Origin of the sequence: Pseudomonas sp. BMW13, from assembly GCF_013357275.1 — a bacterium.
Lineage (GTDB): Bacteria > Pseudomonadota > Gammaproteobacteria > Pseudomonadales > Pseudomonadaceae > Aquipseudomonas > Aquipseudomonas khazarica.
Genome location: NZ_SUKD01000005.1, coordinates 1 through 16,146 on the forward strand (window position 1 = coordinate 1; position 16,146 = coordinate 16,146).

Genomic DNA, 16,146 nt, shown 5'->3' on the forward strand with positions numbered 1-16,146 from the left:
CCGCGGGAATAGCTCAGTTGGTAGAGCACGACCTTGCCAAGGTCGGGGTCGCGAGTTCGAGTCTCGTTTCCCGCTCCAAATAAACGAAAACGCCGCTCATTCGAGCGGCGTTTTCGTTTCTGCGATTTGCCTTCAGGTCGCTTGTGCCATGCCCAGCAGGGCATAGCCCAGCCCGCACAGGCCCCAGCCCAGCCAGGGCGAGAACAGCGTGCGCCAGAGCCGCAGGCGCGGCGTGAAGCCGACGCCGTGGATGAAGGCGCAGGACACGCCCCACATCACCAGCATCAGCAGCGAATGGCTGTAGCCTCCCTGGCTGTCGAGCATGGCGCCGGGATGGATCAGCAGCACCAGCGCCATGGGCACCGCCAGCAGCCAGGAGAGCGCGCGCAGTGGTGCACGCTCGCTCAGGGCAAGTTCACTCATGCTCGCTCTCGGTGTCGAGGTCCTGAGTGGTTTCCAGCCACAGGGCGTTGATGATGCCGAAGCTGCAGGCCAGCAGCACGCCAAGAATCCAGGTGAAGTACCACATCGCGTTTCTCCTCAATACAGGCCGTGGGGGTTGGCTTCGATGCTCTGCTCGTTGAGCTTGCCCCACATCTTCACGTAGCCCCACAGGGTGTAGACGAGGATCAGCGGAACGAAGATGCAGGCGACGACGAACATGATGCCCAGGGTCTTGCGACTCGATACCGCGTCCCACAAGGTCAGGCTGGAGGCCGGATCGAGGCTCGAGGGGAAGACGAAGGGGAACAGGGCGAAGCCTGCGGTGCAGATGGCCCCGACTATCATCAGGCTGCTGCCGGCGAAGGCCAGGCCGGCGCGTCGCCAGGTGCTGGCGAGAATCGCCAGCAGGGCGCCGAGCACGGCCAGCACGGGGGCGACCAGGGTCACCGGGTAACGGGCATAGTTGCCGAGCCAGCCAGCGTTGTCGGCGATCACCTGCTTGTTCAGCGGGTTCAGGGCGGCGCCGGCATCCACGGCGCTGGCCAGGGTCATGCCTTCGATGCCCATGGCCAGCCAGCTGCCAGCGAGAAGGAAGCCAACCAGGAATAGCAGTGCACAGAGGTAGGTGGCGCGGCGCGAACGTGCTGCCAGGTCACCCTCGGTGCGCAGCATCAGCCAGGCGCCGCCATGGGCGCAGAGCATGCTCAGGCTGACCACGCCGCAGAGCAGCGCGAACGGGTTGAGCAGGGCGAAGAAGGAGCCGTGGTAGGTCGAACGCATCATGTCGTCGAGCTGGAAGGGCAGGCCGAGGAAGAGGTTGCCGAAGGCCACGCCGAATACCAGCGCAGGCACCGCGCCGCCGACGAACAGGGCCCAGTCCCAGGCGCTGCGCCAGCGCGGGTCGCCGACCTTGCTGCGGTAGTCGAAGCCGACGGGCCGGCAGAACAGGGCGAACAGCACCAGCAGCATCGCCCAGTACAGCCCGGAGAAGGCCACCGCGTAGACCATTGGCCAGGCGGCGAACAGCGCGCCGCCGGCGGTGATGAACCATACCTGGTTGCCGTCCCAGTGCGGGGCGATGGTGTTGATGGCGACGCGGCGTTCGTTGTCGGTCCTGCCCACGAAGGGCATCAGCGCCATGGCGCCCATGTCGAAGCCATCGGTCAGGGCGAAGCCGATCAGCAGCACGCCGATCAGCACCCACCACACGAGTTTCAGTGTTTCGTAGTCGAACATGACGAAGTCCTCAGGCGTGGGCCGGCTGCTGTTGCTCGAAGTGGTAGCGTCCGCTGTGCAGGCTGGAGGGGCCGAGGCGGGCGAACTTGATCATCAGGTACATCTCCACCACCAGCAGCAGGCTGTAGAAGGCGATCAGCGCCGTCAGCGAGCCCCAGATGTCGCCGGTCGACAGACTGGAGGCGGACAGGTGGGTCGGCAGCACCTCGCCGATCGACCAGGGCTGGCGACCATGCTCGGCCACGTACCAGCCGGTCTGCGCGGCGATCCACGGCAGGGGCAGGCTCCACAGCGCCCATTTCAGCAGCCAGGGTTTGCTTTCCTCGTTCTTCTTCGCCGAGGCCCAGAAGGCGCAGGCGAACAGCGCCAGCATGAGGAAGCCGCAGGCGACCATGATGCGGAAGGTCCAGAACAGGCTGAACACGTTGGGGATGGTGTCCAGCGCCGCCTGCCTGATCTGCGCTTCGCTGGCATCGACCACGTTCGGCGTGTACTTCTTCAGCAGCAGACCGTAGCCCAGGTCGTTCTTGACCTCGTTGAAGGCGGCGATGGTCTCTGCCGACTTGTCGCCGCCGCGCAGGCGCTCCAGCAGCGCGTAGGCGCTCATGCCGGTACGGATGCGTGCCTCGTGCTCGATGAGCAGGTCCTTGATGCCCTTGACCTCTTCATCCAGCGAGCGGGTGGCGATCAGGCCCAGCACGTAGGGAATCTTCACCGCATAGTCGGTGCGCTGCTCCTGCTGGTTGGGCAGGCCGAACAGGGTGAAGCCAGCCGGTGCCGGGTGGGTGTCCCACTCGGCTTCGATGGCGGCCAGCTTGGTCTTCTGCACGTCACCGATCTCGTAGCCGGATTCGTCGCCCAGGACGATCACCGAGAGGATCGAGGCCAGGCCGAAGGCCGAAGCGATGGCGAAGGAGCGGCGGGCGAAGCCCTGGTCGCGCTTTTTCAGCAGGTAGTAGCTGGAGATCGCCAGGACGAAGATCGAACCGGTGACGTAGCCGGCCGCCACGGTGTGCACGAACTTGACCTGGGCCACCGGGTTGAACAGCAGGGCGCCGAAGTCGGTCAGCTCCATGCGCATGGTCTCGAAGTTGAACTCGGCGCCGACCGGGTTCTGCATCCAGCCGTTGGCGATCAGGATCCACAGCGCCGAGAGGTTCGAACCCAGTGCCACCAGCCAGGTCACGGTCAGGTGCTGCAGCCTGGACAGGCGATCCCAGCCGAAGAAGAACAGGCCGATGAAGGTGGATTCGAGGAAGAAGGCCATCAGCCCTTCGATGGCCAGTGGCGCGCCGAAGATGTCACCGACGTAGTGGCTGTAGTAGGCCCAGTTGGTGCCGAACTGGAACTCCATGGTCAGTCCGGTGGTGACGCCCAGGGCGAAGTTGATGCCGAACAGCTTGCCCCAGAACTTGACCATGTCCTGATAGACCTGCTTGCCGGTCATCACGTAGACCGACTCCATGATCGCCAGCAGGAAGGCCAGGCCCAGGGTCAGGGGGACGAAGATGAAGTGATACATCGCTGTCATGGCGAACTGCAGGCGTGACAGGTCGACGACTGATTCCGAGATCATCTCGGTTTCTCCTCGGTGGGTATTGAAGAGGGGGTGGTAGCGGGGCCGAACAGGTGGGCCTCGACGCGTTGCTGGCCGTCGCCGGGGACGGTCGGCTCGTTGAACCAGATGGCCTTGATGCTCAGCAGCAGGGTCAGCTTGATCAGCAGGATCACGGCGATCTCGCGTACGAGCGGGATGCGCCATACGGAGGCGGAGGGTTGGCGTTCGGACATCCAGGAGCTCCTTGCTGGCAGCGGGCGGCCCTGAGCGGGCGACGCTCGCTGGCAGTGTGTGTCCTAATGTTACTGATTACCTGGGGGAGTATAGAAGTGCCGGGGATTGATGCAGGTCAGTAGAACCGCGATTAGCCTGCCGACGGTGACAGACGTTGCCGGTCACGGGCCGTTTCAGTCGAATTCCGGCAGGCTGGGGGCGAGCACGTCGCGTCCGGCGGCCTGCCAGGCATCGATACCACCTGCCAGGGAAAGCACCTGGCGGTAGCCCATTTCCCGCAGGGCGTCGGCGGCCAGCGCCGAGCGTCCACTGTTCTTGCAGTAGAGCACCAGCCTGAGGTCGCGGTTGGCCAGTTGCGGGTCGTTGCTCAGCCTGAACTCCAGCAGCCCGCGAGGGATGTGGACGGCGCCGGGAATGTGCGCCGCGCTGAATTCGTCCGCCTCTCGCACGTCGATCAGCAGGTCGGCAGCCTGGATGGCCGCGTCAGCCTGCGGCAGATCGACTTCGTCGATGCGGCTCCTGGCGGCGGCCACCAGGTCATGTGCGCTCTTCATGAAACGTTCCTTTCGTCGCGTATGGGGTAGGGAGTATCGGCACGTTCCAGGGTCTCCCGGGTCAGCTGCGGCGCCAGGTGCTTGAGCGCCTGGAACTGGCTGATGAATACCTGGCCGGCGAAGCGTTCGAGGAAGTCGGAGCGGCGCAGCTGATCCATCACCGGTCCCTTGACCTCGGACAGGTGCAGCTGCACGCCGGCCGCATGCAGGCGCTCGACGATGGCGTGCAGCGAGTCCAGGGCGCTGGCGTCGATCAGGTTGACGCCCGGACACATCAGCACCAGGTGACGCACCTGCGGGCGGCTGGCGATCAGCTCGCCGATACGGTCTTCCAGATAGCGGGCATTGGGGAAGTACAGGCTCTCGTCGACACGCAGCGACAGCACGCTGGGTGACTCGACCACGGCGAAGCGCTCGACGTTGCGAAAGTGCTCGCTGCCCGGTACCTGGCCGACCACAGCCATGTGCGGCTGGCTGGTGCGCCAGAGAAACAGCAGCAGCGACAGGCCGACGCCGATGAGGATGCCGGCTTCGACACCGATCAGCAGCACGCCGAACAGGGTCGCGGCCTGCGCTGCGCCATCCTGGCGCGAGTAGCGCCAGGTATGGCGCAGCGATCGCAGGTCCACCAGGCTGAGCACCGCGACGATGATGGTGGCTGCCAGCACCGCTTGCGGCAGGTCGTGCAGCAGGGGCGTCAGCAGCATCACGCTGACGCCGATGCCGATGGCGGTGAACACGCCGGCCATGGGGGTTTGCGCCCCGGCATCGTAATTGACCACCGAGCGAGCGAAGCCGCCGGTGACGGGAAAGCCGCCGCTGAAGGCTGCGGAAAGGTTCGCCGCTCCCAGGCCGAGCAACTCGTTGTCCGGCTGGATGCGCTGGCGGCGTTTCGCCGCCAGCGTCTGGCCGACGGAGACCGACTCGACGAAGCCCACCAGGCTGATCAGCAGCGCGGCCGGCAGCAGCTGCACGGCCAGCTCCAGGTTCAGCGTCGGCAGTGTCAGGCCGGGCAGGCCCTGGGGCACGCTGCCGACGACCTTGACCCCGGCCTGCTGCAGGTGCAGCAGGCTGACCGCGATGATCGCGACGACGATGGCCAGCACCGGCCCGGCCTTGGCCAGGTTGCCGGCCAGCTGCGCCGACAGCCCGAGGCGTTGCAGCGTCTGCTTGAGGTAACCCCTGGCCCATCCCAGCCAGGCGAGGCTGAGCAGGCCGATGATCAGCGTGGGCCAGTGCGTCTGCGGCAGTGCCTGCAGCAGCTCTGGCAGCAGCTGCAGCAGGTTCTCGCCGGAGGCGGAGACGCCCAGCAGGTGCTTGAGCTGGCCGACGGCGATGAGGATGCCGGAGGCGCTGATGAAGCCGGAAACCACCGGATGACTGAGGAAGTTGGCGACGAAACCCAGGCGCAGCATGGCCATCGCGGCCAGCAGCAGGCCCGAGAGCAAGGCCAGCAGCATCGCGGCGCCGATGTATTCGGGGCTGCCGGCAGGGAACAGCGGTGCCAGGCTGGCGGCGGTCATCAGCGAAACCACGGCCACCGGGCCGACGGCCAGGGTGCGGCTGGTGCCGAACACGGCATAGGCCAGCAGCGGCAGGATACTGGCGTACAGGCCGGTCACCGGCGGCAGGCCCGCGAGCATGGCGTAGGCCAGGCTCTGCGGGATCAGCATCAGCGTGACGATCACCGCGGCCAGTCCATCCTGCGAGGCGCTGGCGCGGTTGTACGTGCGCCCCCATTGCAGACAGGGCAGCCAGTGGCTCGGCTTCATTTCTGCTCCTTGTCGAAGTCACACGCTGCGGCTGCCTCCACCGCCAGGGGCTGATGCGGCAGATGCCTGGGTTCTGCCAGCCACTCGCGCCCCCGGAGCATCAGGTCGAAGTAGATGCCAGGCATCATCTTCACCTTCAGGTCCCAGGCCAGGCGGCGCGGCACGGTCGGGTCCAGGGGGAAGGTCGGCAGCAGCTTGCCGCCATAGCCGAACTCGGCCAGCACCACCTTGCCGCGCTCCACCGTCAGCGGGCAGGAGCCGTAGCCGTCATAGATCGCCTGTGGGCCTCGGCCAGCGAGCAGCGCCAGCACGTTCTCGGCGACGACCGGGGCCTGCTTGCGCACGGCGGCTGCGGTTTTCGCATTGGGCGCCGCGCAAACGTCGCCCAGGCTGAAGACGTTGCCGAAGCGCGGGTGGCGCAGGGTTTCGTGATCGGCCTCGAGCCAGCCATCGGCACCCGCCAGCGGGCTCTGGCGGATGAACTCGGGGGCGCGCTGGGGTGGGACGGCATGCAGGAAGTCGAAGGTCTTTTCGATCGTCCGGCTTTCGCCATTGGCATCGGTCTGCCGGAACCAGGCCCGTCTGGCGGGGCCATCGACGGCAATCAGATCGGTATTGAAGTTGAGCTGTGCGCCATAGCGCTCGACGTACTGCATCAGCGGCGGAACGAAGGCCGCGACGCCGAACAGCACCGCGCCTGCCGAGCAGAACTCGACGTCGATCTGCGCCAGCACCGCCTGCTTGAGCCACCAGTCGCACGACAGGTACATGGCCTTCTGCGGCGCTCCCGCGCATTTGATCGGCATGGCCGGCTGGGTGAACAGGGCGCGGCCCTCGCGCAGGTTCTGTACCTGTTGCCAGGTATAGGGCGCCAGTTCGAACTGGTAGTTGGAGGTCACGCCGTTCTTGCCCAGCGTCTCCCTGAGACCTTCGATGCCATCCCAGTGCAGGCTGAGGCCGGGGCACACGACCAGGGCGCGATAGCTGATCCGGTTGCCGTCTTCCAGCACCACCCGTTGCTGCTCCGGCTCGAAACCGGCCACCGCCGCGTGGATCCAGTGCGCGCCATGGGGAATGCAGCGCGCCATCGGGCGCTCGGTGCGGGCTCGGTCGAACACGCCCGCACCCACCAGGGTCCAGCCCGGCTGGTAGTAGTGCTGCTCACGCGGTTCGATCACCGCGATGCGCAGCTCGGGGTTGCGCTTGAACAGGCTGGCAGTCACCGCACAGCCCGCCGCGCCGCCTCCGACCACGACCACGTCGTAGCGCTGGGTGGGCGTACTGGCGGACTGCGCCTGGGGCAGCGGCGCCTGCTGCCAGCGTTGCTGCAGGCGTGGCGCCAGCCCACTGAGGTCGTAACCGTGCTCGCCTGCGGTGCTGAGCAGCACCTGCGGGTCGAGGTGGTGGGCCTCGCTCAGTGCCCACAGGCTGGTCGAGCGAGTGCCGCTTCGGCAGAACGCCAGCAGCGGGCCGCGCGCCTGTGTCAGCAGGGCATTGAAGGCGCTGACGTCGGCATCGCCGATCTGTCCGGAAACCACGGGCAGGTGGTAGTACTCCAGGCCATTGGCCTGGGCGGCGGCCGCCAGTTCGGCGGAGCCGGGCTGGCCCTGCTCTTCGCCGTCGGGGCGATTGTTGATGACGCTGCGAAAACCGGCAGCGGCGAGCATGCCCATGTCTGCCGGCTGCAACTGGGCTGCCACGGCGATGAACGGGGTCAGGCGCTTGAGCGATTCCATGGTGATGACCTCAGAGCACGTCGAGAGGGATCTTCAGGTAGCGGGTGCCGTTGCCTTCGGCCGGCGGCAGCTGACCGGCGCGCATGTTGACCTGTACCGAGGGCAGGATCAGGTTGGGCATGCCCAGGGTGGCGTCGCGCTCGCGCCGCATGGCGACGAAATCGGCCTCGGCGATGCCCTGGTGAACGTGCACGTTGTGCGCGCGCTGTTCGGCGACCGTGGTCTGGTTGCGGAAATCGTCGCGGCCCGCTGCCTTGTAGTCGTGGCACATGAACAGGCGGGTGTCGTCGGGCAGGGCGAAGAGCTTCTGGATCGACTGGAACAGCACATGGGCATCGCCGCCGGGGAAGTCGCAGCGCGCGGTGCCGTAGTCCGGCATGAACAGCGTGTCGCCGACGAAGCCGGCGTCGCCGATCAGGTAAGTCATACAGGCCGGGGTATGGCCAGGGGTGTGCAGGGCCCGGCCACGCAGCTCGCCGATGCGGAACTCGTCACCATCGCGAAGCAGGCGGTCGAACTGGCTGCCGTCGGTGGCGAACTCGCTGCCGGCGTTGAACAGCTTGCCGAAGGTGTTCTGCACCACCCTGATGTTTTCACCGATGGCCAACTGGCCGCCCAGTTCGCGTTTGAGATAGGGCGCGGCGGAGAGGTGGTCGGCGTGCACGTGGGTTTCCAGCAGCCACTCGACGTGCAGGTCGCGTGCCCTGACGAAGGCGACGATGCGCTCGGCGCTGGCGTGCGAGGTGCGCCCGGAGGCGGCATCGTAGTCCAGCACCGAGTCGATGATCGCGCAATGCTGCGAGGCTGGGTCAATGACCACATAGCTGTAGGTGTAGGTGGCAGGATCGAAGAATTCGACGACATCGGGCTGCATGACCAGGCTCCTTCTCATACCCGTGGGAGTATTTAGTTAAGAAAGAGCTTAACTGTGTTTTGGTTCTATGCATAGATTGATATGGAATAAGCGAGGGTGGCCTTGTTCAGGACGGCCATAACCGTCCTGCAAGTCGTTGAATGACTTGGCTTTGGCCAGATCCGGCGGACTCGAACGCACGCCGGAGAGGGGTGATCAGGTGTACTTGGTGAAGATCTCGCGCACGCGCTGCAGTGACGCTTCGGTGTCCTGCTCCGGGTCGAGCATGGCCTCTTCGATGAGGCAGGTGAGCATCAGCCGATAGGACTTGTCCAGCGCACTGCGCGCCGCCGAGAACTGCTGGGCAATGGCGGCGCAATCTTCGCCGCGCCTGATCATCGCCTGGATGCCGCGTATCTGGCCCTCGACCCGGGCCAGGCGTTTGAGCATCGCTTGTTGCTGCTCGAGCATGCGTGCGTGCAGGTCGGTGGGTTCGGTCATGGCGTGTCCTGTGCGATGGGGCGACTCAGGGTGAAGGCGCCGCGCAGTTCGCCAAGCTGGTAGCCGCGGGCCTGATCATGCGGATAGTACTGGTCAATCGCATTCTCTACCTCTGTCCTGATCGTCGCACCGTGGCACGCCAGGCAAGGCTCGCCGACGGCAATGGCCTGCATGTAGCGGTATTGCCCGTCGACTTCCTCGGCATGACGCAGCTGCGCGACGGGCGTGCCGCTGGCGGCTGCGGCGGCAAAATCCTGCAGTACGCGGCGCTCCCAGGCATCGGGGGCGTTGTCCGGGTTGCGTACCTTCAGTGACGTGCGGCCGATCTGCCAGGCCTGCCGGCTGTGTTCGCTGGCGATCTGCGGCGCCAGTGCATGGCAGGCCTGGACCGCTGCACCCGGCCCGCCATCGGCGATGGCCTGGCGCACGGTGCCGAGCAGCTGTTCGGCGAACGCAGGTATCTGCTTCGCCGCGTCCTCCTGCCAGGGCGTGGCGGCATACAGGGTGTCGCTGGTAAGCAGGGCGGCGAGCAGCAGGGTGCGCATGATCGATCCTCATAAATACTGGTGGGGGTATTTATGCACGAAACCTGCGCGCTGTCATCGCCACGACCTGCGACATGACGACTCGTGGTGCATTCCGGTGCGGATCAGTGCCGGGCGCCGTCGGTGGGCAGGGTCAGCAGTTGCTTTTCCTGGTGCCAGTCGAACGGCTCGCCGTTCTCTTCGGCGGCGAAGCGACGTTCATCGAGCGTCTGGTACAGGGCAATTTCCTCGTCCGGCATGAAGTGCAGGCAATCGCCGCCGAAGAACCACAGCAGGTCGCGCGGCACCAGGTGGGCGATCTGCGGGTAGCGGTTGAACACCTGGCTGATCAGGTCCTGGCCCAGGTACTGACTGGAGACCGGGTCACGCGGCAGTTCGGCGAGCAGTTCGTCGTAACGTTCGAGGAACAGGGCGTGGCTGTCGTCGAGCACCTGTTCGGCTTCGCCCAGGGCGACGAGGATGCCGCGCAGGTGGTTGAGCAGGGCGAGGTGGTGTTCGAGATGGCTGGCCATGATGCGATTTCCTGAAGGGTAAAACGGGCGCAGGAGTATAGAGTTCCTGGCGCCCGCTGTCCCGTCCGGGTGATTGCCGGCCTGGTGCCGGCTGCTGTCAGCGCACCTTGCCGCGACCGAGCTTGAGCTCTTCCTTGGCGAAGTCGTCGACGTCGATCACGCGGCGCCGCGCCGCTTCGGCATCCTGCAGGCGCTGGCCCTGCTCGCCGTCGAGAATGCCGGCGGCAATCGCCGCTTCGATGGCGTCCTGGCCGGGGGCCGGTTGCAGGCTGCCATCCTTGAGCGCCTGGTGCAGGCGCTTGCGGGCATCGTGGCTGGCGTGCACCAGGTTCAGCGCATGCTGCAGGGCGCCGACCGAATCCTGGTCGGCCTGCGGGCGATAGCAGCCTTCCAGTACCGACTCCAGGGCCGGGTCGCCGGCCTGGCGGCCGATGATCGCGGCGACTTCGCCATCCAGTTCGTCGCTCGGCCCCTGATGGCGGCGGCCCAGCGGGAACACCAGTACCTTGAGCAGGCAGCCGAACAGGCGGTTGGGGAAGTTGCCCAGCAACTCATCGAGGGCCTGCTCGGCGTGGTACAGGTTTTCCTCCATGGCCCAGTGCAGGAGCGGCCGCAGGGCCTCCGGGTAGTCCAGGTCGTGATAGCGCTTGAGCGCCGCCGAGCCCAGATACAGGTGGCTGAGCACATCGCCGAGGCGTGCCGAGAGGCGCTCGCGGCGCTTCAGGTCGCCGCCGAGCAGCATCATGCTGCTGTCGGCACACAGGGCGAACGCAGCCGCCAGGCGGTTGAGCGCACGGTAGTAGGGCTGGCTGATGTCGTCGCCGGGAACCTGGCCCAGGCGGTTGAGGGTCAGGCCCAGGAGCAAGCTGCTGGCGGCGTTGCCCACGGCGAAGCCGATATGGTTCATCAGCAGCGTGTCGAATTCGGCCAGCGCCTGGTCCTTGTCCTCGCGGTCTGCCAGGGCCATTTCCTTGAGCACATAGGGATGGCAGCGGATGGCGCCCTGGCCGAAGATCATCAGGTTGCGCGAGAGGATGTTGGCGCCCTCGACGGTGATGAAGATCGGCGCGCCCTGCCAGGAGCGGGCCAGGTAGTTGTTCGGGCCCATGATGATGCCCTTGCCGCCGTGCACGTCCATGGCGTGGCCGATGCACTCGCGGCCGCGCTCGGTGAGGTGGTACTTGAGAATCGCCGACAGTACCGACGGTTTCTCGCCCAGGTCGACGGCGTTGGCGGTGAGGATGCGCGCGCTGTCCATCAGCCAGGCGTTGCCGCCGATGCGCGCGAGGGCCTCCTGAATGCCTTCGAAGGCGGCCAGCGGCACGTTGAACTGCTCGCGCAACTGGGCGTACTGGCCGGTGGTCAGGCTGGTGAACTTGGCGGCGCCGGTGCCGACGGCCGGCAGCGAGATGGAACGACCGACCGACAGGCAGTTCATCAGCATCATCCAGCCCTTGCCGAGGTACTCCTGGCCACCGATCAGGTAGTCCAGCGGAATGAACACGTCCTTGCCGCTGTTGGGCCCGTTCATGAAGGCGGCGCCCAGCGGCAGGTGGCGGCGACCGATTTCCACGCCAGGGGTCTCGGTGGGCACCAGGGCCAGGCTGATGCCGAGGTCTTCCTGGTCGCCCAGCAGGTGCTCGGGGTCATAGGCCTTGAACGCCAGGCCGAGCAGGGTGGCGACCGGGCCCAGGGTGATGTAGCGCTTCTCCCAGTTCAGGCGCAGGCCGATGACTTCCTCGCCATTCCACTGGCCCTTGCAGATGATCCCGGTGTCGGGCATTGCGCCGGCATCGGAGCCTGCCAGCGGGCCGGTGAGGGCGAAGCAGGGGATGTCCTCGCCGCTGGCCAGGCGCGGCAGGTAGTGCTGGCGCTGCGCGTCGGTGCCGTAGTGCAGCAGCAGCTCGGCAGGGCCGAGCGAGTTGGGCACCATCACGGTGGAGGCCAGGTCACCGCTGCGGGTGGCCAGTTTCATCGCCACCTGCGAGTGGGCGTAGGCGGAGAAACCCTTGCCGCCGTACTCCTTGGGAATGATCAGGGCGAAGAAACCGTGCTGCCTGATGTGCTGCCAGGCTTTCTCCGGCAGGTCCAGCTGCTGGCCGACCTGCCAGTCGCTGATCATGCCGCAGAGTTCCTCGGTGGGGCCGTCGATGAAGGCCTGCTCTTCCTCGCTCAGCGTGGCCTTGGGGTAGGCCAGCAGCTTGTCCCAGTCCGGTCTGCCGCTGAACAGCTCGCCATCCCACCAGACGGTGCCGGCTTCGATGGCGTCGCGCTCGGTGCTCGACATGGGCGGCAGCACGCGCTGGAACCAGGCGAACAGCGGGCTGGTGAACAGCTGCCGGCGGAGGTCGCCGAGCAGGATGAAGGCAGCGACCGCGCCGGTGACGATCCACAGCAGCAGCTGCAGCCAGCCGGGCACCGGGCTGAACAGGGCCATGGCCAACAGGTAGGCGGCAGTGATGCCCAGCGCGGGCAGGGCGGCGGTACGGCTATGGGCCAGATAGACGACCCCGAGTAGCAGAACCAGCAACCAGATGACGAGCATTTGCATTCCTCCATGATTCGAGCGGGCGACGCCCCGAGCATAGCCACAAATGGCGGCAAGGGCGGTGAGCTTGGCCGGATCGTCGTTAAGTTGGCGCAATCGGCAGGCTTACACTGAAACGAACTTCAGGAGCCCCCATGCAGACCTACCTACGTCCCGGCCGCTTCATTGACAGTGACCACCCGAGGGTAATCGAGTTCGCCGAACGTTACCGTGGTGCGTCACGAGAACCGCGCAGTCAGGTTGTCGCACTCTATCTCGCCGTGCGTGACGAGATTCGCTACAACCCCTATGCCTTCAGCCTCGATGCACAGACGCTGAAGGCCAGCCATGCGCTGCTGGCGGGGGAGTCCTATTGCGTGCCGAAGGCCATCCTGCTCGCGGCCTGCGCCCGGCACTGCGGCATTCCAACGCGCATCGGCCTGGCCGACGTGCGCAATCACCTGTCCACCCCGCGTCTGCTGGAGCTGTTGCGCAGCGAGGTGTTCGCCATGCATGGCTATACCGAGCTGTACCTCGATGGTCGCTGGGTCAAGGCCACGCCTGCGTTCAACGAGGCGCTGTGCCGGGTGTTCAAGGTGGCGCCGCTGGCGTTCGACGGTACCTGTGACAGCGTCTTCCACCCCTACAACGAGCAGGGCGAGCGCTACATGGAATACCTGCAGGACCACGGCCAGTTCGAGGACCTGCCCGAGCAGCTGTTCTTCGGCCATCTGCGCCACTGCTACCCGCATCTGTTCGAGCCGGGCGCGCAGCAACCCAGCGGCGACATGCAGCGCGAGGCGGGTGTTATCGACTGAGTCGATAGTCAAGATCGTCACGACGGCCTTTTCTCCGCACGCCAGGGTCGGTAGGGTGCATGCCTGCGAAGAGCGGAAACACCTGGTTGCAATCACGCCTCTTCGCCCTCATCAACAAGGCATCTCTGAAAACGCTTTGCTGGCCCGGCTGATCTGCAGCGCGGCTGCGAGCGCTTTTCGCCTGTTCTCGCAGGGCCGCCGTCGGTATCGTGCTGATTGCTTCGCCCATGTTTTCAGAGCTGCCTTCAACGACCTCACTCGCGCGGGAAACCCCATCTTCATGAGCTCCGCCCTGACCATTCGCCAGTTGACCAAGACCTACGGAAACGGCTTCCAGGCCCTGCACGGCATCGATCTGGACGTCGCCGAGGGAGACTTCTTCGCCTTGCTCGGACCCAACGGCGCCGGCAAGTCCACCACCATCGGCATTCTCTCCACGCTGGTGAACAAGAGCAGCGGTACGGTCAATGTGTTCGGCCACGACCTCGACCGCGAGCCCTATGCGCTCAAGCGCTGCCTGGGCGTGGTGCCGCAGGAATTCAATTTCAACCAGTTCGAGAAGGTGTTCGACATCGTCGTCACCCAGGCCGGCTACTACGGCATTCCGCGCTCCATCGCCAAGGAGCGTGCCGAGCAGTACCTGACCCAGCTCGGCTTGTGGGAGAAGCGTGATGTCGCCTCGCGCGAGCTGTCCGGTGGCATGAAGCGGCGCCTGATGATCGCCCGCGCGCTGGTGCATCAGCCGCGCCTGCTGATCCTCGACGAGCCCACCGCCGGGGTGGACATCGAGTTGCGTCGCTCGATGTGGAGCTTCCTCACCGACCTGAACAAGCAGGGCATCACCATCATCCTCACCACCCACTATCTGGAGGAGGCCGAGCAGCTGTGCCGCAACATCGGCATCATCGACCACGGCCGCATCGTCGAGCTGAGCAGCATGAAGGACCTGCTGAAGAAGCTGCACGTCGAGACCTTCCTGCTCGACCTGCAGGACTCCTACCGCGAGGCGCCTGACCTGGTCGGCTACCCGGCGCGCCTGCTCGACCACCACACCCTGGAGGTGCAGGTGGAGAAGAGCCAGGGCCTCAATGCCCTGTTCCAGCAACTGGCGCAGCAGCAGGTGCAGGTGCTCAGCCTGCGCAACAAGACCAATCGCCTGGAGGAGCTGTTCGTCTCCCTGGTGGAAAAGAACCTGGCCAAGGTGGCGCAATGAATACCCAGTACCTCAACAGCGAATTCGCCGCCAACCTGGTGGCCCTGCGTACCATCGTCCACCGCGAGGTGCGGCGCTTCCTGCGCATCTGGCCGCAGACCCTGCTGCCGCCGGCGATCACCATGGTTCTGTACTTCGTCATCTTCGGCAATCTGATCGGCCGGCAGATCGGCGACATGGGCGGTTTCACCTACATGGAGTACATCGTCCCGGGGCTGATCATGATGTCGGTGATCACCAACAGCTACGGCAACGTGGTGTCGAGCTTCTTCGGCAGCAAGTTCCAGCGCAACGTCGAGGAGCTGCTGGTGTCGCCGGTATCGCCGCACACCATCCTCATCGGCTTCGTCGTCGGGGGCGTGCTGCGCGGGCTGGCGGTGGGCGTGATCGTCACCATGCTGTCGCTGTTCTTCACCCACCTGCAGGTGCATCACCTCGGCGTGACCGTGCTGGTGGTGCTGCTGACGGCGACCATCTTCTCCCTCGGTGGCTTCGTCAATGCGGTGTACGCACGCAACTTCGACGACATCTCGATCATTCCGACCTTCGTGCTGACGCCGCTGACCTACCTGGGCGGGGTGTTCTATTCCATCACCCTGTTGCCGCCGTTCTGGCAGGCGGTTTCGCTGGGCAACCCGATCCTGCACATGGTCAACGCCTTCCGCTACGGCATCCTCGGGGTGTCGGACATCCGTATCGGCGTGGCCATCGGTTTCATGCTGCTGGCCACCGCGGCGCTCTACACGCTGTGCATCCGCCTGCTGGTCAGTGGTCGCGGGATGCGTCAGTGAAACCGGTCCGTGCGTGTGGCTGGTCGTCCTGAAACGAAAAAGGCACCCATCGGGTGCCTTTTTCATTCTGGCCAGGGCCTCAGGAGAGGAAGCCACCGTCCACGTTGAGGGCCACACCGGTGGTGTAGCTGGAGGCTTCGCTGGCCAGGTACAGCACGGCGCCGGCCATCTCGCTCGGGTCGGCCACACGCTTGAGCGGGATGCGCTGCAGAGCGTGCTTGAGAATGGCGTCGTTCTTGGTCAGCGCCGAGGCGAACTTGGTGTCGGTCAGGCCCGGCAGCAGCGCGTTGCAGCGAATGCCGAACTGCGCGCACTCCTTGGCGAACACCTTGGTCATGCTGATCACCGCAGCCTTGGTCACCGAGTAGATGCCCTGGAACTCGCCTGGGGAGACGCCGTTGATCGAGGCGACATTGATGATGCTGCCACCCCCGTTCTCCTTCATCAGCTTGCCGCCTTCGATGGACATGAAGTAGTAGCCACGGATGTTCACGTCCACGGTCTTCTGGAAGGCACCCAGGTCGGTGTCCAGCACATTGCAGAACTGCGGGTTGGTGGCGGCGTTGTTGACCAGGATGTCGAGGCGACCGAACTGCTCCTTGATCTGCGCGAAGACGCTGGTGATCTGCTCCATCTCGCCGATGTGGCAGGCGATCGCGGTGGCCTTGCCACCTTCCGCGACGATGGCGTCGGCCACGGCCTGGCAGCCTTCGATCTTGCGGCTGGAGACGATCACATGGGCACCTTGCTGGGCCAGCAGCTTGGCGATGGCCTCGCCGATGCCACGGCTGGCGCCGGAGACGAAGGCGATCTTGCCGTCGAGATCGAACAGTTGGGTCTTGGACATGGTGG

General features: G+C 65.5%; 17 protein-coding genes and 1 tRNA gene. 4 read left to right on the top strand and 14 right to left on the bottom strand.

The annotated features are described in order from the left end of the window. Nucleotides 1–2: 2 nt before the first annotated feature. Nucleotides 3–78: transfer RNA gene (locus tag E4487_RS05070), tRNA-Gly, on the top strand. Nucleotides 79–132: 54 nt separating this feature from the next. Here the strand turns inward: E4487_RS05070 and E4487_RS05075 are convergent. The 13 genes from E4487_RS05075 to E4487_RS05135 all read right to left on the bottom strand — a co-directional run bounded on the left by E4487_RS05075 (nucleotide 133) and on the right by E4487_RS05135 (nucleotide 12,490). Next, nucleotides 133–423 (bottom strand): cyd operon YbgE family protein, encoded by a 291-nt coding sequence (locus tag E4487_RS05075; RefSeq protein WP_175252844.1) that lies wholly within the window; start codon nucleotides 421–423, stop codon nucleotides 133–135. Continuing rightward, nucleotides 416–529, bottom strand: a complete 114-nt coding sequence (gene cydX, locus E4487_RS05080; RefSeq protein ID WP_037051820.1) for a cytochrome bd-I oxidase subunit CydX — start codon at nucleotides 527–529, stop codon at nucleotides 416–418. Before cydX ends, E4487_RS05075 begins: the two co-directional genes overlap by 8 nt. A gap of 11 nt (nucleotides 530–540) precedes the next feature. After that, the gene (gene cydB / locus E4487_RS05085) at nucleotides 541–1,680 is read right to left on the bottom strand and encodes a cytochrome d ubiquinol oxidase subunit II (protein WP_175252845.1); all 1,140 of its coding nucleotides are present in this window, start codon (nucleotides 1,678–1,680) and stop codon (nucleotides 541–543) included. 10 nt (nucleotides 1,681–1,690) lie between these two features. Beyond that, a complete protein-coding gene (locus E4487_RS05090; RefSeq protein ID WP_150609409.1) occupies nucleotides 1,691–3,256 on the bottom strand; it encodes a cytochrome ubiquinol oxidase subunit I in 1,566 nt (521 codons plus the stop codon). Further along, nucleotides 3,253–3,471, bottom strand: a complete 219-nt coding sequence (gene cydP / locus E4487_RS05095) for a cytochrome oxidase putative small subunit CydP (RefSeq protein WP_037051833.1) — start codon at nucleotides 3,469–3,471, stop codon at nucleotides 3,253–3,255. Before cydP ends, E4487_RS05090 begins: the two co-directional genes overlap by 4 nt. Before the next feature lie 174 nt (nucleotides 3,472–3,645). Continuing rightward, nucleotides 3,646–4,026 carry a rhodanese-like domain-containing protein gene (locus E4487_RS05100; RefSeq protein ID WP_150609411.1) on the bottom strand — a complete coding sequence of 127 codons (381 nt, stop codon included), beginning with the start codon at nucleotides 4,024–4,026 and terminating at the stop codon, nucleotides 3,646–3,648. Then, nucleotides 4,023–5,798 carry a SulP family inorganic anion transporter gene (locus E4487_RS05105; protein WP_175252846.1) on the bottom strand — a complete coding sequence of 592 codons (1,776 nt, stop codon included), beginning with the start codon at nucleotides 5,796–5,798 and terminating at the stop codon, nucleotides 4,023–4,025. Before E4487_RS05105 ends, E4487_RS05100 begins: the two co-directional genes overlap by 4 nt. Next, nucleotides 5,795–7,534 carry a bifunctional protein tyrosine phosphatase family protein/NAD(P)/FAD-dependent oxidoreductase gene (locus tag E4487_RS05110; RefSeq protein WP_175252847.1) on the bottom strand — a complete coding sequence of 580 codons (1,740 nt, stop codon included), beginning with the start codon at nucleotides 7,532–7,534 and terminating at the stop codon, nucleotides 5,795–5,797. The genes E4487_RS05105 and E4487_RS05110 overlap by 4 nt, the downstream gene beginning before the upstream one ends. Nucleotides 7,535–7,544: 10 nt before the next feature. Then, the gene (locus E4487_RS05115; protein WP_175252848.1) at nucleotides 7,545–8,408 is read right to left on the bottom strand and encodes an MBL fold metallo-hydrolase; all 864 of its coding nucleotides are present in this window, start codon (nucleotides 8,406–8,408) and stop codon (nucleotides 7,545–7,547) included. 195 nt (nucleotides 8,409–8,603) lie between these two features. Then, complete coding sequence (locus E4487_RS05120; protein WP_037051846.1) at nucleotides 8,604–8,888, bottom strand: metal-sensing transcriptional repressor; 285 nt, start codon at nucleotides 8,886–8,888, stop codon at nucleotides 8,604–8,606. Then, nucleotides 8,885–9,433 (bottom strand): DUF3365 domain-containing protein, encoded by a 549-nt coding sequence (locus E4487_RS05125; protein WP_047589322.1) that lies wholly within the window; start codon nucleotides 9,431–9,433, stop codon nucleotides 8,885–8,887. The genes E4487_RS05120 and E4487_RS05125 overlap by 4 nt, the downstream gene beginning before the upstream one ends. 104 nt (nucleotides 9,434–9,537) lie before the next feature. Beyond that, nucleotides 9,538–9,948 (bottom strand): PA2817 family protein, encoded by a 411-nt coding sequence (locus E4487_RS05130; protein WP_134675946.1) that lies wholly within the window; start codon nucleotides 9,946–9,948, stop codon nucleotides 9,538–9,540. Nucleotides 9,949–10,042: 94 nt separating this feature from the next. Then, nucleotides 10,043–12,490 carry an acyl-CoA dehydrogenase gene (locus tag E4487_RS05135; RefSeq protein ID WP_175252849.1) on the bottom strand — a complete coding sequence of 816 codons (2,448 nt, stop codon included), beginning with the start codon at nucleotides 12,488–12,490 and terminating at the stop codon, nucleotides 10,043–10,045. A 137-nt stretch (nucleotides 12,491–12,627) separates the two neighbouring features. Here E4487_RS05135 and E4487_RS05140 point away from each other — a divergent pair, with 137 nt between their 5' ends. The 3 genes from E4487_RS05140 to E4487_RS05150 all read left to right on the top strand — a co-directional run bounded on the left by E4487_RS05140 (nucleotide 12,628) and on the right by E4487_RS05150 (nucleotide 15,294). After that, entirely contained in the window at nucleotides 12,628–13,290 is a 663-nt protein-coding gene (locus tag E4487_RS05140) for a transglutaminase family protein (protein WP_175252850.1), read from the top strand. Between the two features lie 280 nt (nucleotides 13,291–13,570). Then, nucleotides 13,571–14,503 carry an ABC transporter ATP-binding protein gene (locus E4487_RS05145; protein ID WP_037051855.1) on the top strand — a complete coding sequence of 311 codons (933 nt, stop codon included), beginning with the start codon at nucleotides 13,571–13,573 and terminating at the stop codon, nucleotides 14,501–14,503. Beyond that, nucleotides 14,500–15,294 (top strand): ABC transporter permease, encoded by a 795-nt coding sequence (locus tag E4487_RS05150; RefSeq protein ID WP_037051856.1) that lies wholly within the window; start codon nucleotides 14,500–14,502, stop codon nucleotides 15,292–15,294. The genes E4487_RS05145 and E4487_RS05150 overlap by 4 nt, the downstream gene beginning before the upstream one ends. A 79-nt stretch (nucleotides 15,295–15,373) precedes the next feature. Here E4487_RS05150 and E4487_RS05155 read toward each other — a convergent pair whose 3' ends face one another. After that, entirely contained in the window at nucleotides 15,374–16,141 is a 768-nt protein-coding gene (locus E4487_RS05155) for an SDR family oxidoreductase (protein ID WP_037051857.1), read from the bottom strand. Nucleotides 16,142–16,146 lie beyond the last annotated feature (5 nt).